This is a genomic window from Mesorhizobium album (assembly GCF_033977205.1).
GTDB classification, from domain to species: Bacteria; Pseudomonadota; Alphaproteobacteria; order Rhizobiales; family Rhizobiaceae; genus Mesorhizobium; species Mesorhizobium album.
Genome location: NZ_JAVIIW010000006.1, coordinates 24,593 through 47,310, shown reverse-complemented (window position 1 = coordinate 47,310; position 22,718 = coordinate 24,593). Strand labels below are relative to the sequence as shown.

28 protein-coding genes and 2 pseudogenes are annotated in these 22,718 nt (G+C 64.3%); 12 read left to right on the top strand and 18 right to left on the bottom strand.

What is annotated here, in order from left to right; all coding sequences use genetic code 11:
- Positions 1 to 49: 49 nt before the first annotated feature.
- The 10 genes from sucD to RFN28_RS06995 all read right to left on the bottom strand — a co-directional run bounded on the left by sucD (position 50) and on the right by RFN28_RS06995 (position 7,598).
- Positions 50 to 952 carry a succinate--CoA ligase subunit alpha gene (gene sucD / locus RFN28_RS07040; protein ID WP_320286647.1) on the bottom strand — a complete coding sequence of 301 codons (903 nt, stop codon included), beginning with the start codon at positions 950 to 952 and terminating at the stop codon, positions 50 to 52.
- A 27-nt stretch (positions 953 to 979) separates the two neighbouring features.
- Positions 980 to 1,396, bottom strand: coding sequence for a PIN domain-containing protein (locus tag RFN28_RS07035; protein WP_320286646.1), 417 nt, complete (start codon positions 1,394 to 1,396; stop codon positions 980 to 982).
- Positions 1,323 to 1,628: a hypothetical protein gene (locus RFN28_RS07030; RefSeq protein ID WP_320286645.1), complete on the bottom strand. Its 306-nt coding sequence runs from the start codon at positions 1,626 to 1,628 to the stop codon at positions 1,323 to 1,325. Before RFN28_RS07030 ends, RFN28_RS07035 begins: the two co-directional genes overlap by 74 nt.
- Before the next feature lie 84 nt (positions 1,629 to 1,712).
- The gene (locus tag RFN28_RS07025) at positions 1,713 to 2,204 is read right to left on the bottom strand and encodes a DUF1579 family protein (RefSeq protein ID WP_320286644.1); all 492 of its coding nucleotides are present in this window, start codon (positions 2,202 to 2,204) and stop codon (positions 1,713 to 1,715) included.
- A gap of 3 nt (positions 2,205 to 2,207) precedes the next feature.
- Positions 2,208 to 2,579, bottom strand: a complete 372-nt coding sequence (locus RFN28_RS07020) for a cupin domain-containing protein (protein WP_320286643.1) — start codon at positions 2,577 to 2,579, stop codon at positions 2,208 to 2,210.
- A 5-nt stretch (positions 2,580 to 2,584) separates the two neighbouring features.
- Positions 2,585 to 3,778: an ADP-forming succinate--CoA ligase subunit beta gene (sucC, locus tag RFN28_RS07015; protein ID WP_320286642.1), complete on the bottom strand. Its 1,194-nt coding sequence runs from the start codon at positions 3,776 to 3,778 to the stop codon at positions 2,585 to 2,587.
- A 25-nt stretch (positions 3,779 to 3,803) separates the two neighbouring features.
- Positions 3,804 to 4,772: a malate dehydrogenase gene (mdh, locus tag RFN28_RS07010; RefSeq protein ID WP_040974597.1), complete on the bottom strand. Its 969-nt coding sequence runs from the start codon at positions 4,770 to 4,772 to the stop codon at positions 3,804 to 3,806.
- A gap of 357 nt (positions 4,773 to 5,129) precedes the next feature.
- Entirely contained in the window at positions 5,130 to 6,326 is a 1,197-nt protein-coding gene (zapE, locus tag RFN28_RS07005) for a cell division protein ZapE (RefSeq protein ID WP_320286641.1), read from the bottom strand.
- Positions 6,327 to 6,406: 80 nt separating this feature from the next.
- The gene (locus RFN28_RS07000; RefSeq protein ID WP_320286640.1) at positions 6,407 to 6,964 is read right to left on the bottom strand and encodes a protease inhibitor Inh/omp19 family protein; all 558 of its coding nucleotides are present in this window, start codon (positions 6,962 to 6,964) and stop codon (positions 6,407 to 6,409) included.
- A gap of 190 nt (positions 6,965 to 7,154) precedes the next feature.
- Entirely contained in the window at positions 7,155 to 7,598 is a 444-nt protein-coding gene (locus RFN28_RS06995; RefSeq protein WP_320286639.1) for a VOC family protein, read from the bottom strand.
- A 232-nt stretch (positions 7,599 to 7,830) separates the two neighbouring features.
- Here RFN28_RS06995 and RFN28_RS06990 point away from each other — a divergent pair.
- From RFN28_RS06990 to RFN28_RS06950, 9 genes and pseudogenes are all read left to right on the top strand, one after another.
- Positions 7,831 to 8,840: pseudogene (locus tag RFN28_RS06990) on the top strand (MBL fold metallo-hydrolase).
- Between the two features lie 74 nt (positions 8,841 to 8,914).
- Entirely contained in the window at positions 8,915 to 9,076 is a 162-nt protein-coding gene (locus RFN28_RS06985; RefSeq protein WP_320286638.1) for a DUF1328 domain-containing protein, read from the top strand.
- A gap of 73 nt (positions 9,077 to 9,149) precedes the next feature.
- Positions 9,150 to 10,034: a diaminopimelate epimerase gene (gene dapF / locus RFN28_RS06980; RefSeq protein WP_320286799.1), complete on the top strand. Its 885-nt coding sequence runs from the start codon at positions 9,150 to 9,152 to the stop codon at positions 10,032 to 10,034.
- Positions 10,034 to 11,332, top strand: coding sequence for a tRNA (N(6)-L-threonylcarbamoyladenosine(37)-C(2))-methylthiotransferase MtaB (gene mtaB / locus RFN28_RS06975; RefSeq protein WP_320286637.1), 1,299 nt, complete (start codon positions 10,034 to 10,036; stop codon positions 11,330 to 11,332). Before dapF ends, mtaB begins: the two co-directional genes overlap by 1 nt.
- Before the next feature lie 13 nt (positions 11,333 to 11,345).
- Entirely contained in the window at positions 11,346 to 13,232 is a 1,887-nt protein-coding gene (ftsY, locus tag RFN28_RS06970) for a signal recognition particle-docking protein FtsY (RefSeq protein WP_320286636.1), read from the top strand.
- A gap of 63 nt (positions 13,233 to 13,295) precedes the next feature.
- The gene (locus RFN28_RS06965) at positions 13,296 to 13,970 is read left to right on the top strand and encodes a septation protein A (RefSeq protein ID WP_320286635.1); all 675 of its coding nucleotides are present in this window, start codon (positions 13,296 to 13,298) and stop codon (positions 13,968 to 13,970) included.
- Between the two features lie 80 nt (positions 13,971 to 14,050).
- Positions 14,051 to 14,229 (top strand): annotated as a pseudogene (locus RFN28_RS06960) (pyridoxamine 5'-phosphate oxidase family protein); the annotation flags it as partial.
- A gap of 43 nt (positions 14,230 to 14,272) precedes the next feature.
- Positions 14,273 to 14,773, top strand: coding sequence for an MSMEG_1061 family FMN-dependent PPOX-type flavoprotein (locus RFN28_RS06955; protein ID WP_320286634.1), 501 nt, complete (start codon positions 14,273 to 14,275; stop codon positions 14,771 to 14,773).
- Positions 14,774 to 14,814: 41 nt separating this feature from the next.
- On the top strand, positions 14,815 to 15,348 hold the full coding sequence (locus RFN28_RS06950) for an NADPH-dependent FMN reductase (protein ID WP_320286798.1): 534 nt from the start codon (positions 14,815 to 14,817) through the stop codon (positions 15,346 to 15,348).
- A 269-nt stretch (positions 15,349 to 15,617) separates the two neighbouring features.
- On the opposite strand, the gene RFN28_RS06945 is transcribed toward RFN28_RS06950, so the two are convergent.
- Positions 15,618 to 16,538, bottom strand: coding sequence for an SMP-30/gluconolactonase/LRE family protein (locus RFN28_RS06945; RefSeq protein ID WP_320286633.1), 921 nt, complete (start codon positions 16,536 to 16,538; stop codon positions 15,618 to 15,620).
- Between the two features lie 271 nt (positions 16,539 to 16,809).
- On the opposite strand from RFN28_RS06945, the gene RFN28_RS06940 reads away from it, so the two are divergent.
- Positions 16,810 to 16,977 carry a hypothetical protein gene (locus RFN28_RS06940; RefSeq protein ID WP_320286632.1) on the top strand — a complete coding sequence of 56 codons (168 nt, stop codon included), beginning with the start codon at positions 16,810 to 16,812 and terminating at the stop codon, positions 16,975 to 16,977.
- A 102-nt stretch (positions 16,978 to 17,079) separates the two neighbouring features.
- On the opposite strand, the gene RFN28_RS06935 is transcribed toward RFN28_RS06940, so the two are convergent.
- A complete protein-coding gene (locus RFN28_RS06935) occupies positions 17,080 to 17,535 on the bottom strand; it encodes a cyclic nucleotide-binding domain-containing protein (protein ID WP_320286631.1) in 456 nt (151 codons plus the stop codon).
- A 188-nt stretch (positions 17,536 to 17,723) separates the two neighbouring features.
- Entirely contained in the window at positions 17,724 to 18,407 is a 684-nt protein-coding gene (locus RFN28_RS06930; protein ID WP_140539166.1) for a response regulator transcription factor, read from the bottom strand.
- Positions 18,408 to 18,581: 174 nt separating this feature from the next.
- Here RFN28_RS06930 and RFN28_RS06925 point away from each other — a divergent pair, with 174 nt between their 5' ends.
- Positions 18,582 to 19,088, top strand: coding sequence for a L,D-transpeptidase family protein (locus RFN28_RS06925; RefSeq protein ID WP_320286630.1), 507 nt, complete (start codon positions 18,582 to 18,584; stop codon positions 19,086 to 19,088).
- A gap of 48 nt (positions 19,089 to 19,136) precedes the next feature.
- On the opposite strand, the gene RFN28_RS06920 is transcribed toward RFN28_RS06925, so the two are convergent.
- Positions 19,137 to 19,397, bottom strand: a complete 261-nt coding sequence (locus RFN28_RS06920; protein WP_320286629.1) for a hypothetical protein — start codon at positions 19,395 to 19,397, stop codon at positions 19,137 to 19,139.
- 130 nt (positions 19,398 to 19,527) lie between these two features.
- Between RFN28_RS06920 and gcvA the strand changes: the two genes are divergently transcribed.
- Positions 19,528 to 20,454 carry a transcriptional regulator GcvA gene (gene gcvA, locus RFN28_RS06915; protein WP_320286628.1) on the top strand — a complete coding sequence of 309 codons (927 nt, stop codon included), beginning with the start codon at positions 19,528 to 19,530 and terminating at the stop codon, positions 20,452 to 20,454.
- A 225-nt stretch (positions 20,455 to 20,679) separates the two neighbouring features.
- On the opposite strand, the gene RFN28_RS06910 is transcribed toward gcvA, so the two are convergent.
- From RFN28_RS06910 to RFN28_RS06895, 4 genes are all read right to left on the bottom strand, one after another.
- Entirely contained in the window at positions 20,680 to 21,105 is a 426-nt protein-coding gene (locus tag RFN28_RS06910) for a DUF1761 domain-containing protein (protein WP_320286627.1), read from the bottom strand.
- Between the two features lie 72 nt (positions 21,106 to 21,177).
- A complete protein-coding gene (locus RFN28_RS06905; RefSeq protein WP_320286626.1) occupies positions 21,178 to 21,915 on the bottom strand; it encodes a class I SAM-dependent methyltransferase in 738 nt (245 codons plus the stop codon).
- The gene (locus RFN28_RS06900) at positions 21,870 to 22,295 is read right to left on the bottom strand and encodes an EVE domain-containing protein (protein WP_320286625.1); all 426 of its coding nucleotides are present in this window, start codon (positions 22,293 to 22,295) and stop codon (positions 21,870 to 21,872) included. The genes RFN28_RS06905 and RFN28_RS06900 overlap by 46 nt, the downstream gene beginning before the upstream one ends.
- A gap of 118 nt (positions 22,296 to 22,413) precedes the next feature.
- Positions 22,414 to 22,710 (bottom strand): YciI-like protein, encoded by a 297-nt coding sequence (locus RFN28_RS06895; protein ID WP_320286624.1) that lies wholly within the window; start codon positions 22,708 to 22,710, stop codon positions 22,414 to 22,416.
- Between the last annotated feature and the right edge of the window lie 8 nt (positions 22,711 to 22,718).

Below are 22,718 nucleotides of genomic sequence, written 5' to 3'. Positions count from 1 at the left end.
CCGTTCTTCCTATTCCCTTACTCCCCTACTGCCCTACTCCCTTACTGCCTTAACCCTTGATCGCCTCGACCAGCGTCGTGCCCAGCCGAGCCGGCGATGGCGAAACCTTGATGCCGGCCGATTCCATCGCCGCGATCTTGTCTTCCGCGCCGCCCTTGCCGCCGGAGATCACCGCGCCGGCATGACCCATGGTGCGGCCGGCCGGCGCGGTGCGCCCGGCGATGAAACCTGCCATCGGCTTCTTGCGGCCGCGCTTGGCCTCGTCCTTGAGGAACTGCGCGGCGTCTTCCTCGGCCGAGCCGCCGATCTCGCCGATCATGATGATCGACTTGGTCGCGTCGTCGGCGAGGAACATCTCGAGCACGTCGATGAACTCCGTGCCCTTGACCGGGTCGCCGCCGATGCCGACAGCGGTGGTCTGGCCGAGGCCGACATTGCTGGTCTGGAAGACCGCCTCATAGGTAAGCGTTCCCGAGCGGGAAACAACGCCGACCGAACCCTTGCGGAAAATGTTGCCGGGCATGATGCCGATCTTGCATTCGTCAGGCGTCAGCACGCCCGGGCAGTTCGGGCCGATCAGCCGCGACTTGGAGCGATCGAGCCGCGCCTTGACCTTGACCATGTCCATCACCGGGATGCCTTCGGTGATGCAGACAATCAGCGGGATCTCGGCCTCGATCGCCTCGAGGATGGCTTCGGCCGCACCCGCCGGCGGCACATAGACGACGGAGGCGTTGGCGCCGGTCTTTTCCTTGCCCTCGGCGACGGTGGCGAAGATCGGCAAGGTCTCACCCTTGGCGCCGGTCCAGGTCTCGCCGCCCTTCTTCGGATGGATGCCGCCAACCATCTTGGTGCCGTGATAGGCCAGCGCCTGTTCGGTGTGGAAGGTGCCGGTCTTGCCGGTCAGGCCTTGGACCAGCACCTTGGTGTTCTTGTCGACGAGAATGGACATGGGTGGGAATGCCTCTGAATTCAGCGATTACAAGAAGGGATTGACGGCTCGGACCGAGCCATAAACCTGGTTGTGGTTGAGATCTTCGGTGTAGAAAATCGGCGCGCCGAGATACGATGCCGCCGCGAGAAGCGCGGCGTCGTAATAGTGAATTCCGTAGCGCCGCGCGACGTCCAATCCCGCGCGGACATAGGTTTCGTCGACGGGCGCCAACGGGCAGGTTCCGAGGAAGACCAGCCATTGGTCGAGCAAATCATCGCCGACAAGGGATTTCCCTCGCGCCACGGCGACGAATTCGGCCAAAGTTTGCCCCGACAAGCCAAACACGGTCCCCGAGATAAGGTCTTCTGCGATTGCTGCCCGGCGCGGATCACGATTTTTCTCCGAAGCCGCGTAGATCAGGACGTTCGTGTCGAGAAAGCAATCGATCTTCCCGGTCGGCATAGGCGTCCCTTCGATCCCACTTGTAGGGAGTGTCGGCGCTGTCGCTGCGTTTCGCCGCCTCGTCCATGAGCCGCTTCATCCCCGCCTTGGCCCAGGCAATCCTGTCTTCCTGCTCGACCTCATGTTCAAGCAGCGAGCGGATAAGGGCGTTGAGCGTCGTCTTGCGACGCCCGGCGAGGCCGCGCGCCCGTTCGAGCAGAGCTTCGTCCATGGCCAGAGTGACGTTCTTCATCGTCCGTCTCCACATAAACACACAGGAGTAATATGTGCGATTATGTGTAACCCTTCAACCGTCTTGCCTGCGATCTCCATCGGTTCAGCCTTTCTCCAAAGGAAAAACGCGCCGGTAGAGGCCGCTCACCATGTCTTGCCAGGCATCGCCGCCAGTGGGCTTGAACTGAAGTTTCATGCGGTAGGCGTCAGCGCCGTCTAGACTATAAGTCACGCGAGCCGAGCCGCGCGGCGACGACCGCTCGAGGACCAGTTCGTCACCATGCCAAACGCCGGTGGCCGGCGCGGCTGGCACGAAACCCATCGAGTCGAACTGATGCATGGTCCACACACCGTTCGCCTGGTCGAAGCCGAAGACGCTGCGCGCGGCGAACGACACCGTGCCCTCGCGCTTCTGGCGGTAGCGCTGCACCACGAACAGCCCGCCGAATTCGGCTTCGGCAAGCACCTCGGCCTCAGCCGTGCCGGCATCGGTCCATTGCGTGGCCGCGACGTCTTCCTCGCCACGCCAGGCGCCCACCAGCGCCTGCAGGCGCTGATGTTCGGCCGAGAGCGTGAAGGAGGGCGCCGCGTTCATTGGTCAGAGCCGCTTGAGATCGGTGACGGTGAGGTCGCTCTTGGCATTGCCGGTGTTGAGCGTCGTCGCCGGCTCGAACATCAGCACCACCGGTTCCGGGGTCAGCGAGCGCGGCCGGTGCTCGACGCCGCGCGGCACGACGATGAAATCGCCCTCGCCGAGCTCGACCGGCCCATCGCGGAAATCGATGGCAATGCGGCCGCGCAGCACCAGGAAGGCTTCGTCCTCATTGTCATGCGCATGCCAGTCGAAGACCTCGCCGAACTTGGCGACCTTCGCTTGCGCGTCGTTGACATCGCCGGCGATATGCGGATCGAAGACCTTGGCGATCTTCGCATCCGCCGCCTCGACCAGGTTGATCTTGCGCGGAGGCATCCGCTCTAGCCCTTCACCGCCTTGACGATCTTCTTGGCCGCGTCGTCGAGGTCGTCGGCCGAGACGACGTTCAAGCCGCTGTCGTTGATGATCTTCTTGCCGAGCTCGGCATTGGTGCCTTCGAGCCGCACCACCAGCGGCACTTTCAGCCCGACTTCCTTGACCGCCGCGATCACGCCCTCGGCGATGACATCGCATTTCATGATGCCGCCGAAGATGTTGATCAGGATGCCTTCGACGGCCGGGTCCTTGGTGATGATCTTGAACGCCGCCGTCACCTTCTCCTTGGACGCGCCGCCGCCGACATCGAGGAAGTTGGCCGGCTCGGCGCCATAGAGCTTGATGATGTCCATCGTCGCCATGGCCAGCCCTGCGCCGTTGACCATGCAGCCGATATTGCCGTCGAGCGCGACATAGGCGAGGTCGTATTTCGACGCCTCGATCTCCTTCTCGTCCTCTTCGGTGGTGTCGCGCAGCTCCATCACATCCGGGTGGCGGAACAGCGCGTTGTTGTCGAACGACACTTTCGCGTCGAGCACGCGCAGGTGCCCGTCCCTCATGACGATCAGCGGGTTGACCTCGAGCAGGCTCATGTCCTTCTCGACGAAGGCCTTGTAGAGCGCCGGGAACAGCGTGGCGCCGTCCTTGGCGGCATCGCCGTCAAGCTTCAGCGCGGCGTTGATCTTCGTCACGTCGTCCGCCGTCACGCCCTTGTCCGGGTCGATGGCGACGGTGAGGATCTTTTCCGGCGTGTCGTGCGCGACCGCCTCAATGTCCATGCCGCCCTCGGTCGAGACGACGAAGGCGATGCGCCCGACCGAACGATCGACCAGGATCGACAGATAGAGCTCGCGCTCGATGTCGGCGCCATCCTCGATATAGAGGCGGTTGACCTGCTTGCCGGCCGGACCCGTCTGCTTGGTGACCAGCGTATGGCCGAGCATTTCCTTGGCGTTGGCGGCGACCTCGGCCGGCGACTTCGCCAGGCGCACGCCGCCCTTGGCGTCCGGGGCGAGTTCCTTGAACTTGCCCTTGCCGCGGCCGCCGGCATGGATCTGGCTCTTCACCACATAGAGCGGGCCGGGCAGCGCCTTGGCGGCGGCTTCAGCCTCGCTGGCGTTGAACACCGGCGCGCCTTCGGCGACCGGAGCGCCGAAGGTCTTCAGCAGTGCCTTGGCCTGATACTCATGGATGTTCATGCGCTTGGTCTCCGGGGAGCGGCGATTACTTGCCGGCGAGTTGCGGGGCGATCTTGACGCAGGCTTCGGTGAGGCCCTGCACGGCCGCCACCGAATTGTCGAACATCTTCTGCTCGGCCTTGGAGAGGTCGATCTCGATGACGCGCTCGACGCCGCCGGCGCCGATCACCACCGGCACGCCGACATAGGTGTTCTTGACGCCGTACTGGCCCGACAGATGCGCCGCGCAGGGCAGCACGCGCTTCTTGTCCTTGAGGTAGGATTCGGCCATGGCGATCGCCGAGGCCGCCGGCGCGTAATAGGCCGAGCCTGTCTTCAAGAGGCCGACGATCTCGGCGCCGCCGTCGCGGGTGCGCTGCACGATCTGGTCGAGCTTCTCCTTCGAGGTCCAGCCCATCTTGACGAGGTCGGGCAGCGGAATGCCGGACACCGTCGAATAGCGGATCATCGGCACCATGCTATCGCCGTGGCCGCCGAGCACGAAGGCGGTGACATCCTCGACCGAGACCTTGAACTCTTCCGCCAGGAAATAGCGGAAGCGGGCGCTGTCCAGCACGCCGGCCATGCCGACGACATGGCTGGTCGGCAGGCCGGAGAACTTCTGCAGCGCCCAGACCATGGCGTCGAGCGGGTTGGTGATGCAGACGACGAAGGCCTTCGGCGCGTATTTCTTCAGGCCGGCGCCGACCTGCTCCATGACCTTGAGGTTGATGCCGAGCAGGTCGTCGCGGCTCATGCCCGGCTTGCGCGGCACGCCGGCGGTGACGATGCAAACATCCGCGCCCTCGATGCCGGCATAGTCGTTGACGCCGGTCAGCCTGGCGTCGAACCCGTCGACAGGCGACGACTGGGCGATGTCGAGACCTTTGCCTTGCGGGATGCCCTCGGCGATATCGAACAGCACCACGTCGCCGAGATCCTTGAGGCCGATCATATGGGCGAGCGTGCCGCCGATCATGCCCGAGCCGATGAGCGCTATCTTGTTGCGTGCCATGTCAGGATGGTTTCCCTTTGTGTGTGACCGTGCCTCAAAATCCCTTGCAGGCTTGATGACGGCGTCGAGGAGGCTGGAGTGCTGCGAGAACCCGCGAGATTTCGCCGCACCCAATAGCTCCGGCGCAGAAGAAATTCAAACGATTATTTTGAGCCTAGTGTTTTCAATCGGTTAGATGGTTTGGGAATTACGTAAACGTCAAAGTTCGTGAGCCGACTGAGGAGAATTTACACAATGAACGTCGAAATCAGAAGGCTCCATCCCGGCGATGACGCCCTTGTGATTTAGGCGGCGCGCTATCCAGAGGGGGCGCGAAGTATCGCTGCTTACGATTTTGACTGCGATAGCTGCCTGTTGCTACGCCCGCGCCTGCCGCGCTTCCGCCGCCCCGACCTGCCGCCGTTCGGCCCAGCCGTCCAGCCAGTCGCGGCTCTGCATCTCGATTAGCCGCGAGGCGGTGCGCTCGAACTCGAACACCTCGTTGCCGCGTTTGGCGGTGTAGAGCTCGAAGGGCTGGGCGGCCGCGCTCATCACCAGCCGCATGCGGTGATCGTAAAGCGTGTCGATGAGAAGGATGAAGCGCTTGGCCTCGTTGCGCTTGCCTTCGCCGAGCACCGGCACATGGTCGATGAAGATGGTCGAGAAGCGGTTGGCGATCGCCAGGTAATCGCGCGCCCCGTGCGGCCTTTCGCAAAGCTCGGCAAAGGAAAAGCGCGCGGCATCGCCGGCGGCGCGCGGCACGACGATATGGCGCCCTTTGAGCGTGATGGTCACCTCCGCCGTTGGCATTTCTTGCGTTATCGCCTTCCAGGCTTCGTCGAGCGCGCGGTCGGCCGCCTCGTCGGCCGGCGTGACATAGACCGGCAGGCGGTTGAGCTTTTCCTGCCGGTAGTCCTTTTCTGCATCCAGCGTCAGCACTTCGGCATTGCGTTCGAGCAGGCCGATGAAGGGCAGGAAGAGCTGCCGGTTGAGACCATCCCGATAGAGCTTCTCCGGCGCGACGTTCGAGGTGGCGACCAGCACGACGCCATTGGAAAACAGCGCCGAGAACAGGCGCGACAATATCATCGCGTCGGCGATGTCGGTGACGGAAAACTCATCGAAGCACAGCACCCAGGCCTCGTCGGCCAGCATCCGCGCTACCGGCGGGATCGGGTCGTCTTCCTTGACGTCGCCGTTCTTGCGCGCCGCCCGGTGCTTCTGGATACGGTCCTGCACGTCGGCCATGAAATCGTTGAAGTGGACGCGGCGCTTGCGCCTGACCGGCAAGAGCTCGAAGAACATGTCCATCAGCATGGTCTTGCCGCGCCCGACGGCGCCATGGACGTAGAGCCCCTTGACCGGCTCCAGGGTTTGCCTTTTGCGCGCGAACAGCCAGCCCAGCGCGCTCGATTTCTGCGCCAGCCTTTTTGCGGAGATCTCGTCGGTCAGCCGGTCGAGCGCGGCGACGACACGCTCCTGCGCCGGATCGCGTCCGACCGCGCCGGTCTCGACCAGATGATCGTAGCGCTGCCTGACGGTCACATGGGTCTGGAGGCCGTCACGCAGATGCATAGGTCACGTCGTTCTCGTGCAATTCCGGGAAAAGCGGCTTTGCGTCCGGAATTGCGTACAACAATAAGGAAGGGTCCGCTTTACCTTGTAAGCGAGATCGCCTGGCCGTTGGAAGTCTGGCCGTCGAACTTTTCGCCGCCGGACGAATAGAGCCTGGCCAGCGCGCCGCCGTTTTCGTCGTAAAGCGTCAGCTGCTTGCCGGCGACGTTCCACGACTTGATGCCGTCGATCGGGGCAGGGCAGTGCAGCGGCCCGGCGCGATAGCCGGCGCCGAACTTGGTCTGCGGCGTCGCCACCTTGCAGCCCTGGCCGCCGACATTGACGTTCCAGACACCGGCGACGCTGGCCGCGGTGAGATCCGCGGCGCCCGCTGGCGCCGAGCCGTCCGGCGGCAGCGAGGCGACCTGAGCGTTCTTCGGCGCGGTCGGGAATTGCGACGGATCGGTGGTGCCGGGCGCCGCCGGCGGCGGCAGCTGGTTCTGCGTCACCGTGCCGGAAGGCGCCGGCGTGAGCGGCGCCGGCTGCTGGTCGTCCATCGACGAGAAGCGCGAGGTCGAGCAGCCGCTCGCGACGAGCACGGCCAGCGATACGGCCACAAGGCCGGTCTTCGAAAAGGGGCCTGTCTTCGAAAAATTCATTCAAACCTCCGTCGGACCCGGCCGGGGGGAGCCGTCCGCGCAAATGTCCCCGCCATCAAAAGGGCGATGGTGGCAGAATTTCAACCCGATATGGTTAAAATAGGGTTTTTGGCGCCGGTGTTGCAAATTTATCGCGAGGTGTCCGTCGCCCGGCCCAGGCCGGGAGGCAGGGTCGTAAGCTCTTGAAATTTCAGGCTTGCAGCCGTGCGCTGGGCACGAAGACATAGCTGTCCGGGCCGACGACATAGCATTCGCGCAGGCCATGCGGCTTGTCGATCGAGCCGGCCAGGACGATGTGGCCGAGCGCTGCGGCCCTTTTCTCCACCGCGTCGGGATCGGCGCCGTAGAGGCGCAATTCGATGCCGGCGCCGCGCGTTTCGGCGCCGGCAGTCACGCCGGTCATCGGATTATCGAGATAGGAATGATCGGCATGCAGCATGAAGATCGAGCCCAGCAGCTCGATCGCCGCGAAATCCTCGTCGGCATAGATGATCTGCGCGCCGAGCACATCGCGGCAGAAGGCCTCCATCGCCGCCATGTCGGTGACCAAAAGGTTGACGCCCAGCCCGCGCGGCAGCGAGCGGCCGAAATCCTCGGCCTTCATCCATGGTGTCTTGGTCCGCTTCTTCACCACGGGGCGCTATCCCTCCACATCGCCGACCATCGGCATGATCCCGAAAAGTTGCAGACTTTTCGGAGAAGATCATGCTTCAAAAACAAAACCCTGGAGTGTGATGACGGTTCAAGGAATTGCCATCGCACTCTAGACGAAGCCGGCTTCGCGCCCTTGGCATTCGCCAGCAAAATTCTTGCGCCAGGCAGGCACGTCCTTATTTCAGGGAAAAGCTTGGAGCGTGGGAGAAACGATGGCCGCGGGAAAGAGAGCAGCCAACCGCTACTACAGGGGCCCGGCCAGCGACCATTTCGACGGCGCCTTGTTCTTCAATCCCGGGGGCAAGCTGCCCGGCCGCTTCGCCGATCTCCTCAGATGGCAATTGAGTGGCGGACGCTCGAAATGGCCGGCGGCCTTTCCGAGCCCTTTTCCGCAAGCAAAACCAGACGAGAGGATCAAAGGCGCTGCGTTGCGGCTCACCATGGTCGGCCACGCCTCGCTGCTCATCCAGACCGCCGGGCTGAACATCCTGACCGATCCGGTCTGGTCGGAGCGCGCCTCGCCTTTCGCCTTCGCCGGTCCGAAACGGATCAATGCGCCGGGCATCGCTTTTTCCGACCTGCCCCCGATCGACCTCGTGCTGGTCAGTCACAACCACTACGACCATCTCGACCTTGTGACGCTGAGGCGGCTGAAGCAAAGCCACAGCCCGTTGGTGGTCACGCCGCTCGGCAACGACACCATCATCGGCAATGCCGTGCCCGGGATGCGGCTGGCGGCCCATGACTGGGGCGACCGTGCCGCGGTCGACGACCGCGCCGTCATCCACATCGAGCCGGTGCATCATTGGTCGGCGCGCGGCGGGCGCGACCGCCGCATGGCGCTGTGGGCAGGCTTCGTGATCGAGACGGCGGGCGGCAAGGTCTACTTCGCCGGCGACACAGGCTTCCATGGCGGCGCCAATTACCGGCTGATGGCCGACAAGCATGGCGGCTTCCGCCTGGCCATCCTGCCGATCGGCGCCTACGAGCCGCGCTGGTTCATGGCGCCGCAGCACCAGAACCCGGAGGAAGCCGTGCAAGGCATGAGGCTATGCAACGCAGCTCATGCCGCCGGCTGCCACTGGGGCACCTTCCAGCTCACCGACGAGCCGATAGAAGAGCCGGAGCAAAGACTGGCTGCGGCATTGGCCGCCGAAGGCATTTCGCGGCAGCGTTTCCGCGCGATGCGCCGGGCGAAGTGTGGGATCTGCCGGAAGCCTAGCCCGCCGGACAGCGGAACCCGCGCGGCCCAAGGCGCGTTGCTTCCTTGACGCAACTCGGCAGGGAGCCGGTTCCATGATCAGGTGGATCATCATTCTTCTGATTGTCGCCGCGGCAGCGAGCCTGCTCGGCATGCCGGCGCTTGCCGGAGCCGCAGCGCTGGCCGCACGCATCCTTATCGGCATCGTGCTTATCCTTTTCCTGCTGATCCTGCTCGGCGTCTTCGCGGTCACGTAAACCCGCGCCGGACTGGTAATTGCCGCCCGTTTCCGCCATATAGCGCCAAACGGACATGGAAATGACGGGAAAGATGGCAGGCACTGCCCCCTTCGCCAAGATGAACGGCATCGGCAACGAGATCATCGTTGCCGACATGCGCGGCCGTGCCGATCACGTGACCGCGGCCGCCGCGATCGCGCTCAATGCCGATGCCGCGACGAAGTTCGACCAGATCATGGCGATCCACGATGCAAGGACCGCCGGCACCGCCTACTATGTCGACATCCTGAATTCCGACGGCACCGGCGCGCAGGCCTGCGGCAACGGCATGCGCTGCGTGGTGCAGGCTTTAGCCGCCGAGACCGGCCTGAAGACCTTCACCTTCGAGACCCGCGCCGGCATCCTCAATGCCGAGGAGCATGCCGACGGCTCGATCTCGGTCGACATGGGCAAGCCGCGTTTCGGCTGGCAGGAGATCCCGCTCGCCGAGGAGTTCCGCGACACCCGCATGATCGAATTGCAGATCGGCCCGATCGACGCGCCGGTGCTGCATTCGCCTTCGGTCGTCTCGATGGGCAACCCGCACGCCATCTTCTGGGTCGACCGCGACGTCTGGTCCTACGACCTCGACCGCTTCGGCCCGCTGCTCGAAAACCATCCGATCTTCCCCGAGCGGGCCAACATCACCATAGCCCAGGTGACCTCGCCGCAAACCATGGTCATCCGCACCTGGGAGCGCGGCGCGGGTCTCACAAAGGCCTGCGGCTCGGCCGCTTGCGCCTCTGTGGTTGCTGCGGCGCGCACCAAGCGTACCGGCCGCAGCGTGACGCTGATCACGCCAGGCGGCGGCGAGCTGCATGTCGAGTGGCGCGACGACGATCACGTCATCCTGACCGGCGCCGCCGAATGGGAATTTTCCGGCAGCTTCGACCCCTCGACCGGCGCCTGGGCCCGCGACACCGAAAGCGCCGCGTGATGTCCGCTCTCGCCAAAGGTGTCGACGTCGTCACGTTCGGCTGCCGCCTCAACACCTATGAATCCGAGGTGATGCGGCGCGAGGCCGAAAGCGGCGGCCTCGGCACGCTGGAAGGCGGCGCCGTCATCTTCAACACCTGCGCCGTCACCGCCGAAGCGGTGCGCCAGGCCAAGCAGGCGATCCGCAAGGCCCGCCGCGAGAACCCTGCGGCGCGCATCATCGTCACCGGCTGCGCCGCCCAGACCGGGCCGCAGAACTTTGCCGCCATGGACGAGGTCGACCTCGTGCTCGGCAATGAGGAGAAGCTCAGGGCGAACTCCTACCGCGCGCTGCCCGATTTCGGCGTCAACGACACCGAGAAGGCGCGCGTCAACGACATCTTCTCGGTGCGCGAAACGGCCTCTCATATGGTTGATGCCATCGAGGGGCGGGCGCGCGCCTTCGTGCAGGTGCAGAACGGTTGCGACCACCGCTGCACCTTCTGCATCATCCCTTACGGCCGCGGTAATTCGCGCTCCGTGCCGATGGGCGCCGTGGTCGAGCAGATCAAGCGGCTCGCCGGCAACGGCTATGCCGAGATCGTGCTGAGCGGTGTCGACATGACCAGCTTTGGCGCCGACCTGCCCGGCAGCCCGAAGCTCGGCAAGCTGGTGAAGACGATCCTGCGCCAGGTGCCTGGCGTGAAGCGGCTCAGGCTGTCGTCGATCGATTCGATCGAAGCCGACGACGACCTGCTCGACGCGATCGCCACCGAGCCGAGGCTGATGCCGCATCTGCATCTATCGCTGCAGTCGGGCGACGACATGATCCTGAAGCGCATGAAGCGCCGGCATTTGCGCGACCAGTCGATCCGCTTCTGCGAGGATGTGCGCAAGCTTCGGCCCGGCATCGTCTTCGGTGCCGACATCATCGCCGGCTTCCCGACGGAGACCGAGGCGATGTTCGAGAATTCGGAGAAAATTGTCGAGGAATGCGGCCTGACGCATCTCCACGTCTTTCCCTTCAGCCCACGCGAGGGCACGCCCGCCGCGCGCATGCCTCAGGTCCGCCGCGAGCTGGTCAAGCAGCGCGCCGCAAGGCTGCGCGCCGCCGGCGAGACCGCCTATCGCCGCCATCTCGCGGCCCTTGCCGGTACGCGCCAGTCGATCCTGGTCGAGCGCGACGGGCTCGGCCGCACCGAAGGTTTTACGCTCGCCGCGATCGCCTTTGGACAGCCGGGCGAGATTGTCGAGGCGGTTGTCACCGGCCATGACGGCGCCCGTCTGATCGCTGCACCCCTTGCCGCCCAAGCCGCCTGAGACTGCGAGAAGCATGGCTGGTTTCTTCAAGAAGATATTTTCGTTCGGCAGGAAAGAGGTCGTCGAGGAGCGTGTCGACGAGACCGCGCCCCTGCCGCCGATCAAATGGGACGCCCTGGAGGCGCTGAAGCCGGAAGCCGAAGAGCCGCCGAAGCGCGAGGAGGCGCCACCTGCGGCAGAAGCCACGCCGGTTCCTCCGCCTGCAGGGGCCGAGCCGGAGACTCAACCGGCGCCCGAAGAACCGAAGCCCGAGCCTGCCCCGGCCATCCCGCCGGCGCCGGAGCCCGTCGTTCCCTCCGAGCCGGAACCGCTGCCCGGGCCCAAGCCGGAAGAAGAACCGCAACCGGCTCCGGGAACACCCGAACCGCCGGCGCCGGAAGAAGTGCCGGTGCCGCCGGCAGAGCCCGAGCCCACACCGAGCCCCGCGCCCGAACCGAAGCCGCAGGAAGTGCCGCCACCCGCGCCGAGCGAGCCGGATATCGTGCCGTCGCGGCCGGAGAGGCAGCCGGAACCGGCGCCTGTCGAAGTGCCGATCCCGCCGAGCGAGATTCCGGCTGAGGCGCCGGTGCCTCCCGAAATCCCGCCATCGACACCGTCTCCGGCGCAACCTACCTCCGAGGTCAGCGCCGCCCCTCATCCGCCTGCCGGCACCTTCTCCCCGTCTCTAGACGGGGAGAAGGAAGAAGCTCCGATGCCTGAGCCCCCCTCTCCCCGTCCTTCACGGCGAGAGGGTAAGGGAGAGGGGCAGCGCCAACCTGCGCAGGATTTGGCGCCAGCGGAGCCTGCTTCGTCGGCGGAGATCTCGCCACCCATTCGCCAGCCTTCGCCGGTAGAGACCCAGCCGATCCCTGCCGAGGTCGCGCCCGAGCTGCAGCCGGTCCCGCAACCCGCTCCGGAGCCGAAGCCCTCCGTCGGCAAGGTGACGGTCACCAAAAAAGTTGAGCAGAAGGCCGAGCCGCAAAAGGCGCCGGAGCCGGCGCCGAGGCGCTCCTGGTTCCAGCGCATGCGGGACGGGCTTGCCCGTTCCTCGCGCGAGCTCACCGGCAACATCGCCGGCGTCTTCACCAAGCGTAAGCTGGACGAGGACACGCTGCAGGACCTGGAAGACGTGCTGATCCGCGCCGATCTCGGCGTCGAGACGGCGCTGCGCGTCACCGATTCACTTGCTTCCAGCCGCTACGGCAAAGATGTTTCCGATTCGGAAGTCCGCTCGGTCATGGCGGCAGAAGTGGAAAAGGTGCTGACGCCGGTCGCCAAACCGCTTGAGCTCGACCTCAGCTACAAGCCGCATGTCATCCTGGTCGTCGGCGTCAACGGCACCGGCAAGACCACGACCATCGGCAAGCTGGCGGCCAAGCTGACCGACGGCGGGCTTTCGGTGATGCTCGCCGCCGGCGACACCTTCCGCGCCGCCGCGATCGAGCAGCTGAAGATCTGGGGCGAACGCACGAAATCGCCGGTAGTCGCCACCAAGCTCGGCGCCGATGCCGCCGGCCTCGCCTACGACGCCTTCGGGAAGGCGAAGGAGGCCGGCTCCGACGTTTTGATCATCGACACGGCCGGCCGCCTGCAGAACAAGACCGAGCTGATGGCGGAGCTGGAAAAGATCGTGCGCGTTCTAGGCAAGCTCGATCCGGAAGCGCCACACACGGTGCTGCAGACGGTCGACGCCACCACCGGGCAGAATGCGCTGAGCCAGGTTGAGATCTTCCGCAACGTCGCCGGCGTCAACGGCCTGGTGATGACCAAGCTGGACGGCACGGCGCGCGGCGGTATTCTGGTGGCGATCGCCGCCAAGCACAGATTGCCGGTCTATTTCATCGGCGTCGGCGAGCAGGTCGACGACCTCGAACCGTTTTCCGCCAGCGAATTCGCCCGGGCGATCGCCGGCGTCGCCTGAACAAGGCGTGATCTGCCCGAAACCGCCTGCTTTTCGGCCAGATCATGCGCAAGAAGGACTTTTATGAACATCCTCGAACGCGACCCGTCCGACCCGCGCCGCAAGCCGCTCAATCCCGGCTTGAAGTTCCTGCTGGAGCTCGGACCCGGCCTGGTGTTCTTCTTCACCACGATCCGCGGTGAATGGCTGGCAGGGAAGTTCCCCATCCTCGCCCATCTTGGCGAACCGATCCTGATCGCCACCGCATTTTTTATGGTCGCGACGGCCTTGTCGCTCAGCGCGTCCTGGGCGCTGACCCGTGCCCTGCCGCTCATGCCGCTGGTCTCGGCGATCGTCGTGTTCGTGTTCGGCGCGCTCGCCCTGTACCTGCAGGACAAGACCTTTGCCTTCATGAAGCCGACGATCATCAACTCCCTGTTCGGCGTCGCGCTGCTCGGCGGGCTGGCCTTCGGCAGGTCGCTGCTTGGCTATGTCTTCGATTCGGCCTTCCAGCTCGACGCGGAAGGCTGGCGCAAGCTGACCTTCCGGTGGGGGCTGTTCTTCCTGTTCCTGGCCGTGCTCAACGAGATCGTCTGGCGCAATTTCTCCGAGGCAACCTGGCTGTATTTCAAGGTCTGGGGCACGATTCCCATTACCTTGCTCTTCACCTTCAGCCAGATGCCGCTGATCATGCGCCATTCGCTCGAAGAAAAAGCCAAGGAAGAGAACAACGAGAGCAATTCCAGGAAAAGTGTGTAGCGGTCTTCCGTCCGGAATTGCGTCAAAGCAACAGAGCGGCTCGGCGTTTCCGTGAAACGGTGAACCGCGAAGGGGGCCGGATGGAATTCCTCACCACGCGCGACGAGCTGAGGACAATCTACAAGACACCCCGCCCGACCGACGGCTCGATCCGCAAGGAGCTCGGGGCGCTCGACGGCCACTGCCGCTCCTTCATCGGCAAGACCCCTTCGTGCTGATTGACTCCTCCGACGGCGCCGGCAATGCCGATGTGACGCCTAGCGCATGACCCCGAAAATCGAAATCGATTTTCGGAAAGGATCATGCGCCAACTCAAAAGTGTTACAGCGTCCTTTGCGCGTCCAAAGGACGCGCGGCGCTGTAATGGCGACAAGCCCGGCTTCACCGCCATCCTCGACAACAGCACCATCGCCATTCCCGACCGTCCAGGCAACAACCGGCTGGACACGCTGGAAAACATCATCCGCAATCCTTCGGTCGGGCTGCTCTTCCTCATTCCCGGCATGAACGAGACGCTGCGCGTCAACGGCGACGCCCGCATCACCGTGGACGCCGGCCTGCGCGAGCGCCTGGCCGTCGACGGCAAGGAGCCGCAAAGCGTCATCGTGGTAACGGTCAAGGCCACATACATGCATTGCGCCAAGGCCTTCATGCGCTCCGAGCTGTGGAAGCCCGAGACCTGGTACGACCGCGCGAGCCTGCCGACGCTAGGTCAGATCATCCGCGATCAGCTGGCGCTGGCGGAAAGCGCCGGCGAGATCGACCGCGAGCTGGACGAGGATTACAGACAAGCCATGTGGTAGGCTCGGCTGGACACGATTCGTCCGAACCGGCCCTCCTCACCGTGCTGAACATCCTCGCCATCTCCGGCAGCCTGCGCGCCGCCTCGACCAATTCGGCCCTGATCGCCGCGCTCGCCGCCAACGCGCCTGCGGATTGCCACGTCACCATTTACGACGGGCATGGCCGGTTGCCGATCTTCAATCCGGACGACGAGGGCGAGCGCACGCCGCACGAAGCCGCCGGCCTGATCGACGCCGTCACCCGCGCCGACGGCGTCATCGTCTCCTGTCCGGAATATGCGCATGGCGTGCCGGGCGGCCTGAAGAACGCGCTCGACTGGCAGGTGTCGCGCGATGCGGCGGTCGGCAAGCCGGCGATGCTTGTGCATGCCTCGTCGCGCTCGCTCTATGCCCGCGCAGCACTTGCCGAGATCATGCGCACCATGTCGTTCGCACTTTACGAAGAGGCTCCGCTTGAGATCGCGTTGCTCGGCAAGAAGCCGGTGGAGACGGAGGCGATCCTGGCGGAGGCGGCAAACGTGTTAGCGATGCGACACGCGGTCCAGGCCTTCGCTGACTTCATCCACGCCGGCTGAGCGGTTGCCATCACCCGCCGCCGAGTTCCTTCGCACCCCCTCTGGCCTGCCGGCCATCTCCCCCGCAAGGGGGGAGATTGGCAGCTCCGCCGCCGGCGTTCTCCTTTCTGCATCGAAGATTGGCGAAGGTCGAGGCGACATCCGATCTCCCCCCTTGCGGGGGAGATGCCCGGCAGGGCAGAGGGGGGTGCTGTCCCGCCAGCATCTCGCATCTTGAGGTTCGCCTGACCTCGCGCGATCCGCACGCGGCGTGGGCGACGATCACAGCTTCAAAAAGTCTTCGCCCCGTTCACCATCAGCCGCACCATGTAGAGCGAGGTGGTGCCGGCGATGTAGAGGCAGTTGCGCTTGGCGCCGCCGAACACGCAATTGGCAACCACCTCCGGCACCTTGACCTTGCCGATCAGCGTGCCGTCAGGGTCGTAGCAATGGATGCCGTCGGCGGCACTTGTCCAGATGCGTCCGGCCTCGTCGAGCCGGAAGCCGTCGAACAGGCCGGCCGTGCAGTCGGCGAACACCTTGCCGCCAGAGACGTTCTTGCCGCCCTCGCCGACATCGAACACACGTATATGCGCCGGGTTCTCAGCGCCGTGCGTGCGGCCGGTGTCGGCGACATAGAGCAGGCTTTCGTCGGGCGAGAAGGCGAGCCCGTTCGGCCTGACCATGTCGGTAATGACGGCCTCGACCTCGCCCGTGCCCGGATCGACGCGGTAGACGTGGCAGGCGCCGATCTCGCTCTCGGCCTTGTCGCCCTCATAGTCGCTGTCGATGCCGTAGCTCGGGTCGGTGAACCAGATCGAGCCGTCGGACTTCACCACCACGTCGTTGGGCGAGTTCAGCCGCTTGCCGCGCCATTTGTCGGCTATGGTGGCGATGGAGCCGTCATGCTCGGTGCGGCTGACGCGGCGGCCCGAATGCTCGCAGGTCACCAGCCGCCCCTGCCGGTCGACCGTGTTGCCGTTGGAATTGCCGGAGGGCTGGCGGAAGACGCTGACGCTGCCGTCGGTCTCGTCATAGCGAAGCATGCGGTTGTTGGGGATGTCGGACCACACGAGATAGCGGCCGGCCGCGAACCAGGCCGGGCCTTCCGCCCATCGGCATCCGGTGAACAGCTTCTCCACCTGCGCATTGTCGTTGAACAGGCGCGCAAAGCGCGGATCGAGAATTTCATAGTAGTCGGCGGCCGCCATGCTTTTCCTCCCGGCACTCACGTGTCGCGCGATCAAGCCAGCCGGCGAGCAATCTGGCAAGATCGACGATAACGCTTCACCGCATCTTGTGTGTCGTCGAGGCGGCTGCGGGCCGACATGCGGGGTAACCGCCGGTTAACCGGCTATGCGCTGGCTGCAATGGTGCATTGCAACATCTCGTTTTTGCAATGCACCATTCCTATGTCATGCTCACAATCGATCAGGGAGGAACAACCGGCCGCGTGAATGCGGCAGAGAAGGAAACCTCGTCATGATCTTCGACAACCTCGTCTCCCGCGCTCGCACCAACATCGCCAAGCGCCGCCAGTACAACCGTCTCGTCGCCGAAATCAAGAACCTGTCGAGCCGCGATCTCGCCGATCTGCGCGCCGACCGCTCCGAGATGCTCTACCAGGTCCACAAGCAGATCTACGGCTGAGTCTGTCGGCGACCGACTTCTCGCATTCGTCGTCCTAGGGTCCGCACCGCCTCGCTTCCGCCCAGGGAACGACGAATTCGCCCTTGGTCATCGCGTCGAGCTCTACTCCGTGAACCGCGGCGCCAGCTTCTCGATGCGGGCGATCATCTGCTGGAATTCTTCCAGGATGCGCTCGTGCAGCTGCAGCGCGAGCTCCGGATACTCCTCCAGGATGCGGCGGAACATCTTGCGGCTGAGCCGGATCACTTCCGAATCGACCGCGGCCGAGGCGCTGGTCAGCCTGTTGGTGTCGGCGATCAGCGCCAGTTCGCTGAGCATGGTGCCCGGGCCCGCCGTGCCGATCGGGACGCGCTCGCCGCCCTGCTCGCGATACAGCGCGATCAAGCCGCTGACCACGATATAGGCTGAGTCAGCCACATCGTCCTCGCGGTAAAGCTTGTGGTCGGCCTGCAAAAAAGTGGTCTCTGCGCCGAAGGCGAGCAGGCGCAATTGTTCTTGCGTGAAGCCCTGAAAAAGCTCCACGGCGGACAGGATGCGGATGTCGTCATCCAGCGCCATGCTCTAGCTGTGTCCCCGAGCGGTCAGTCCAGTCCCTCCTTTGGAGCGCCGCATCCCCTCGGGAGCGCACACGCCAACCTTCCAATCACGCATCGTGCGATGCGTCCAGCGAGCCGATCCATCACCCTCCAGCACCAGGACCGTACCCGAAGCGGTCCCGCCCGACCGCTCATCAGATCATGAAATGTTTAAGGAACCAGCTTGTAGCCGCCGCTTTCTGTCACAAGAATTTCGGCATTGGAAGGATCGCGCTCGATCTTCTGGCGCAGCCGGTAGACATGCGTCTCCAGCGTATGGGTGGTGACGCCGGAATTGTAGCCCCATACCTCTTCCAAGAGCACGTCGCGCGTTACCACCTTCTGGTCGGCGCGATAGAGATATTTGATGATCGAGGCTTCCTTTTCGGTCAGCCGCACCTTGGCGCCGCGCGGATCGATCAAGAGCTTCTGGCTCGGCTTGAACGTGTAGGGGCCGACCGAGAAGGTGGCATCCTCGCTCTGCTCATGCTGGCGCAGCTGCGCGCGGATGCGCGCCAAGAGCACGGCGAAGCGGAAGGGCTTGGTGACGTAGTCGTTGGCGCCGGCTTCGAGGCCCAGGATCGTGTCGGAATCGGTGTCGTGGCCGGTCAGCATGATGATCGGCGCCTTGTAGCCGCCCTTGCGCAGGATCTTCACCGCCTCGCGGCCGTCCATGTCGGGCAAGCCGACATCCATGATCAGCAGATCGACCAAGCCACTGCGCGCCGCGGCGACGCCTTTTGCCGCGGTGGATTCCTGCTGAACGTCGAATTCCTCATAGAGGGCCAGTTGCTCGACGAGCGTGGCTCGCAGGTCGTCGTCGTCGTCAACGATCAGAATGGTGCGTGATGTCATGGATCAATCCGTTGTTTTAAAAAGAATATTCAGTTGACCTCCCCCCATTTATGCGGAAGCTCACCGGCGCAACAGCCGATCACAGTGATTTGTTCCGTGCCACAATCATACAAGAAAAAACGCGCGCGCAATGAGGCAGGCGCATTTTTGCCGAAAAGCCTGCAGGTTCTGATTGTGCGTGCGAGACCAGGCAACCCTGCGCAGGGGTTCCTGCAAGCCGGCAAGACGGTGTTTCCTTGCGCGCTCGGTCGCAGCGGCATCTCCGCCAGCAAGCGCGAGGGCGACGGCGCGACGCCGCTTGCCGCAATGCGGATTCTTTCAGGTTATTTTCGGAACGACCAATTTCCCGGCGGGCGCCGGACCAGGCTTCCCATGGCGCCGATCGGTCCGGATCTCGGCTGGTGTGAGGTGCCAGAGGACCGCAACTACAACCGGCCGGTGAAGATCCCATACGGCGCCAGCCATGAACGGATGCGGCGCGCCGACCGGCTCTACGATGTGTGCCTGGTGCTCGACTGGAACATCGCGCCGCGCCGGCGCGGGCGCGGCAGCGCGATCTTCTTCCACCTTGCCCGCGCAGGCTTCACGCCGACGCAAGGCTGCGTGGCGGTCACGGCGCGCACCATGGCAAGGCTGCTGCCGCTGCTGTCGGACCGGACGGTGGTGAAAGTGGTGAGGTAGGGGAGTAGGCAGTAGGCAGTAGGTGTCTCTTTCCCTATTGCCTATTCCCTACTGCCTTTTCCTCGGATCCTGCCAACCCGAACCCAACAGCCCGATCATGCGAAGCTCTCGGTCCATCGCCCGGCTGACGTTCCGGCGCTCGGCGCCGATGTCGCGCAACTGGCTGTCGGAGAGATCCTCGACGGATTCATGGGGAAGCCGGGCGGCGACCCGCGCCTGACGCAGCCAGTCGATTGCGGCGCGCAGCCAAAGCGTGATGACGGAGCGGGATTTCAGGGCGGTGTTGGACTTGAGAACGATCTCAGACATGGCTCTATCCGTGTTCTCCGGACATCAAATCCGGTTTTATGGTGTTTCGATATCGCGATCATGCCGGATTGAAAACCAAACGAGAAACGAGTAGTTCTTTTCTGATTGTCAAGTTTTATTTGGAGATCGAATGGCCCGCCTGCTGCCCGGAACACGCGCGCTGAGGACCTTCGAGGCGGCGGCCAGGCACCTCAATTTCACCCGCGCCGCCGACGAGCTCGGCCTGACGCCGGCGGCGGTCAGCCATCAGATCAAGGAGATCGAGGATCAGCTCGACCTGGTGCTGTTCACGCGTACCAGCCGCACCATCCGGCTGACCGAAGCGGGCAACATTCTGTTCGAGGCCTCGATCGACGCGCTCGACCTGCTCAATCAGGCGGTGTCGCGGGCGCGCAAGATGACGCGCGGCACCTCGCTGCTGAAGGTGACGCTCGACGCGCAGTTCGCGACGAAGTGGCTGATGCGCCGCGTGGACGGTTTCCGCCGGCAGAAGCCGGGCATCGAGCTGCGCTTCGATATCACCTATGAGGTCAGGGACTTCGAACGGGACGATGTCGATATCGGCATCCGTTTCGGCAGCGGCAAATATCCGGGGCTCTGCGCGCACCGGCTGTTCGAGAACATCATCATCCCGGTGTGCAGCCCGGCGCTGCTCGCGTCAGGCCCGCCGCTGAGGGAGCCGCGCGACCTCTTCCACCATACGCTGGCGCATATCGAATGGTCGCGGCAGGGCGTGACATGGCCGAACTGGCGCATGTGGATGCAGGCGGCCGGCGTCGACGATTTCGACGACAGCCGCACCCTCGTTTTCGGATCGGCGACCGACGCCACGCAGGCGGCGCTCGACGGCCATGCCGTAGCGCTGGCCGACTTCGCCATGGTGGCCAACGATCTTTCGCAGGGGCGGCTGATCCGGCCCTTTGAGCTCGGCATCAAGGTCGCGCCGGAATTCGCCTATTTCCTGGTTTACCCCGAGGCCATGAAGGACGACGCGCGGATCGTCGCCTTTCGCGAATGGCTTCTCTATGAGGTGGCGAAAGACGCGGACGCGGGGTAGCGACGCTCCAAACCGCTGTTAGAGCGGTTCACCCGTTTCACGGAAACGGTAAACCGCTCTATCTCTTTGTTTTGACGCAATTCCGGACGGAAAACCGTTTCACACTTTTCCTGGAATTGGTCTAAAGCGCGTCGCGTTGAAACGGAGTCGGGCGACGCGCTTTACGTCCTTGTTTTGATGCATGTCGTTCTCCCAAAACCGCTGCACACTTTTGGGCGACATGCATTAGCCTGCCGGCGCTGCCGGCGCGCCAAACCAGCCGATCACCGCGCCGATGATGATGAGGACGCCCAGCCAATGGCCGGCATCGATCAGCGTCAGGTCCCAGCCGAAGCCTTCGTAGCGGTGGTTGACCGAAAGCGTGGTTGCGACGAAGCCAAGCCAGAGCACGAAGCCGAAAATCACCCCGGCGAGCGGATTGGGCTCGCCGCCGGTCAAGGCGCCGACCACCAGCGTCATGACAAGCGCCATGACGAGTTCGGCGACGAAGCTGACGATGAACGGAACGGCTGAGCGCTTCATGGTTGCCGGGTCGAGCTTTGCCGCCTTCAGCCAGGGCTTGCTCAAGCCCATGTACCAGGCGGCGCCGAACAGCCACGCCATGACGGCGGCGACGATCACCGCCAGCCAGTTCACCGTTGAAAAATCCATGATTCCTTCCCCTCCAGGCCGATGCGTGATGGAACGCCCGTTCGGCGATGGCGTCAAGAAGAGCACATTCGCTCAGGCCGACCCGGCAGGCATGCGCTGGTTCGACCGAATGTTGCTCCAGCGCCATACGGTGGTGCGCTTGACCTCCGCATCCTCCAGCGCACGCGTCACCGGCACTTGGTAGACGGCCAAAGACTGCAGCCCTTTCTTCGGCAGATAGGCGCGGCCGGGATCCCCGACCAGGATATCCGCGCCCCGCGCCTTGAGGGTCGCGAACCACGGCACCAGCCTGTCCGCCAACGGTTTGTCGTAGAAGACGTCGCCGGCGAGCACGACGTCCCAGCCGCCATCCGTATCGATGCAGTCCGCATCCAGGAAGTCGGCCTTCACGCCATTGGCTTCCAGGTTGAGGGCAATCACAGTCGCGCAGAAGGGGTCGATATCGGCCGCGACCACTTGCGCAGCGCCGGCCTTCGAGGCTGCGATGGCGACCATGCCGGAACCGGAGGCAAAATCGAGCACGCTTTTTCCCCGCACGGTCGCCGGATGGTCGAGCACATAGCGGGCGAGGCCCTGGCCGCCGGCCCAGGCGAAGGCCCAGAATGGCGGCGGCAGACCGATCTCGGCCAGCTCCTCCTCGGTGCGCAGCCACAAATCATGCGCCTCGTCGGCCAGATGCAGCAGCACTTCCGGCACATGCGGCGGCGCCATCAGCGCCGTGTTGTCGAGGATGAATGTCTTCGCGCTTTTGGGCGTGAGCCTGGTCACGGGGCCGGGTCGAGGCCGGCCATGCGGCAGACCTCTTTCCATTCGGCCGGCGTCACCGGCTGCACGGAAAGCCGGCCGAGACGGACCAGCGCCATGTCGGCAAGCTTCGGATTGCCCTTGACCTGCTCCAGCGTCACCGGCTTCGGCACGTCCTTATAGGCGCGGATGTCGACGCATTCCCAGCGCGGATCGTCGGTGGTGGTGTCGGGGTGGGCGAGCGCGCAGACCTCGGCGATGCCGACGATATCGAGTCCCTCGTTGGAATGGTAGAAGAAGCCGAGATCGCCGATCTGCATGGCCTTCATGTTGTTGCGCGCTGCGTAGTTGCGCACGCCGTCCCACTGCGTGCCGGCCTTGCCTTTAGCCTTCAGCGCCTCGAAGGAAAAGACCGAGGGTTCGGACTTGAACAGCCAGTAGTTCATCTCAGTTGTCCCCTTGCCATTGTCGGTTCGCCACGACGCTGCATTCCCGTTGCCTCCACCCTTACCCTCTCCCCGTCCTTGGGGCGAGAGGGCGGATAGGCGGCTGCACGGCGAAGCATCATGCGCCGGCGGGCTTCTGGAAGACCCAGTTCCATGCACGGATTTCCACGCTTTCGAACAAGCCGGCCTTGGCATAAGGGTCGGCGGCCGCCAGGGCTTGCGCGCCGGCCATGTCGGGAGCGTCGATCATCACCAGGCTTCCGTCGGGCTTGCCGTCGGCATTGAGGAAGGGGCCGGCAAAAGCAAGTTTCCCTTCGCCGATCAGGCCTTCCAGGAACGCCGCATGCGCCGGCCGCGTGTCGATACGCAGCTGCAGGCTGCCGGGCTTGTCCTTGCAAATCAACGCAAACAGCATGTCCAAAA

What these genes read in the sequence shown, in the direction of transcription:
- sucD (WP_320286647.1), bottom strand. Translation starts at nt 952, where the DNA reads ATGTCCATTCTCGTCGACAAGAACACCAAGGTGCTGGTCCAAGGCCTG.
- RFN28_RS07035 (WP_320286646.1), bottom strand. Translation starts at nt 1,396, where the DNA reads ATGCCGACCGGGAAGATCGATTGCTTTCTCGACACGAACGTCCTGATC.
- RFN28_RS07030 (WP_320286645.1), bottom strand. Translation starts at nt 1,628, where the DNA reads ATGAAGAACGTCACTCTGGCCATGGACGAAGCTCTGCTCGAACGGGCG.
- RFN28_RS07025 (WP_320286644.1), bottom strand. Translation starts at nt 2,204, where the DNA reads ATGAACGCGGCGCCCTCCTTCACGCTCTCGGCCGAACATCAGCGCCTG.
- RFN28_RS07020 (WP_320286643.1), bottom strand. Translation starts at nt 2,579, where the DNA reads ATGCCTCCGCGCAAGATCAACCTGGTCGAGGCGGCGGATGCGAAGATC.
- sucC (WP_320286642.1), bottom strand. Translation starts at nt 3,778, where the DNA reads ATGAACATCCATGAGTATCAGGCCAAGGCACTGCTGAAGACCTTCGGC.
- mdh (WP_040974597.1), bottom strand. Translation starts at nt 4,772, where the DNA reads ATGGCACGCAACAAGATAGCGCTCATCGGCTCGGGCATGATCGGCGGC.
- zapE (WP_320286641.1), bottom strand. Translation starts at nt 6,326, where the DNA reads ATGCATCTGCGTGACGGCCTCCAGACCCATGTGACCGTCAGGCAGCGC.
- RFN28_RS07000 (WP_320286640.1), bottom strand. Translation starts at nt 6,964, where the DNA reads ATGAATTTTTCGAAGACAGGCCCCTTTTCGAAGACCGGCCTTGTGGCC.
- RFN28_RS06985 (WP_320286638.1), top strand. Translation starts at nt 8,915, where the DNA reads ATGATCAGGTGGATCATCATTCTTCTGATTGTCGCCGCGGCAGCGAGC.
- dapF (WP_320286799.1), top strand. Translation starts at nt 9,150, where the DNA reads ATGGCAGGCACTGCCCCCTTCGCCAAGATGAACGGCATCGGCAACGAG.
- mtaB (WP_320286637.1), top strand. Translation starts at nt 10,034, where the DNA reads ATGTCCGCTCTCGCCAAAGGTGTCGACGTCGTCACGTTCGGCTGCCGC.
- ftsY (WP_320286636.1), top strand. Translation starts at nt 11,346, where the DNA reads ATGGCTGGTTTCTTCAAGAAGATATTTTCGTTCGGCAGGAAAGAGGTC.
- RFN28_RS06965 (WP_320286635.1), top strand. Translation starts at nt 13,296, where the DNA reads ATGAACATCCTCGAACGCGACCCGTCCGACCCGCGCCGCAAGCCGCTC.
- RFN28_RS06955 (WP_320286634.1), top strand. Translation starts at nt 14,273, where the DNA reads ATGCGCCAACTCAAAAGTGTTACAGCGTCCTTTGCGCGTCCAAAGGAC.
- RFN28_RS06945 (WP_320286633.1), bottom strand. Translation starts at nt 16,538, where the DNA reads ATGGCGGCCGCCGACTACTATGAAATTCTCGATCCGCGCTTTGCGCGC.
- RFN28_RS06940 (WP_320286632.1), top strand. Translation starts at nt 16,810, where the DNA reads ATGATCTTCGACAACCTCGTCTCCCGCGCTCGCACCAACATCGCCAAG.
- RFN28_RS06935 (WP_320286631.1), bottom strand. Translation starts at nt 17,535, where the DNA reads ATGGCGCTGGATGACGACATCCGCATCCTGTCCGCCGTGGAGCTTTTT.
- RFN28_RS06930 (WP_140539166.1), bottom strand. Translation starts at nt 18,407, where the DNA reads ATGACATCACGCACCATTCTGATCGTTGACGACGACGACGACCTGCGA.
- RFN28_RS06920 (WP_320286629.1), bottom strand. Translation starts at nt 19,397, where the DNA reads ATGTCTGAGATCGTTCTCAAGTCCAACACCGCCCTGAAATCCCGCTCC.
- gcvA (WP_320286628.1), top strand. Translation starts at nt 19,528, where the DNA reads ATGGCCCGCCTGCTGCCCGGAACACGCGCGCTGAGGACCTTCGAGGCG.
- RFN28_RS06910 (WP_320286627.1), bottom strand. Translation starts at nt 21,105, where the DNA reads ATGGATTTTTCAACGGTGAACTGGCTGGCGGTGATCGTCGCCGCCGTC.
- RFN28_RS06905 (WP_320286626.1), bottom strand. Translation starts at nt 21,915, where the DNA reads ATGGAAAGAGGTCTGCCGCATGGCCGGCCTCGACCCGGCCCCGTGACC.
- RFN28_RS06900 (WP_320286625.1), bottom strand. Translation starts at nt 22,295, where the DNA reads ATGAACTACTGGCTGTTCAAGTCCGAACCCTCGGTCTTTTCCTTCGAG.
- RFN28_RS06895 (WP_320286624.1), bottom strand. Translation starts at nt 22,710, where the DNA reads ATGCTGTTTGCGTTGATTTGCAAGGACAAGCCCGGCAGCCTGCAGCTG.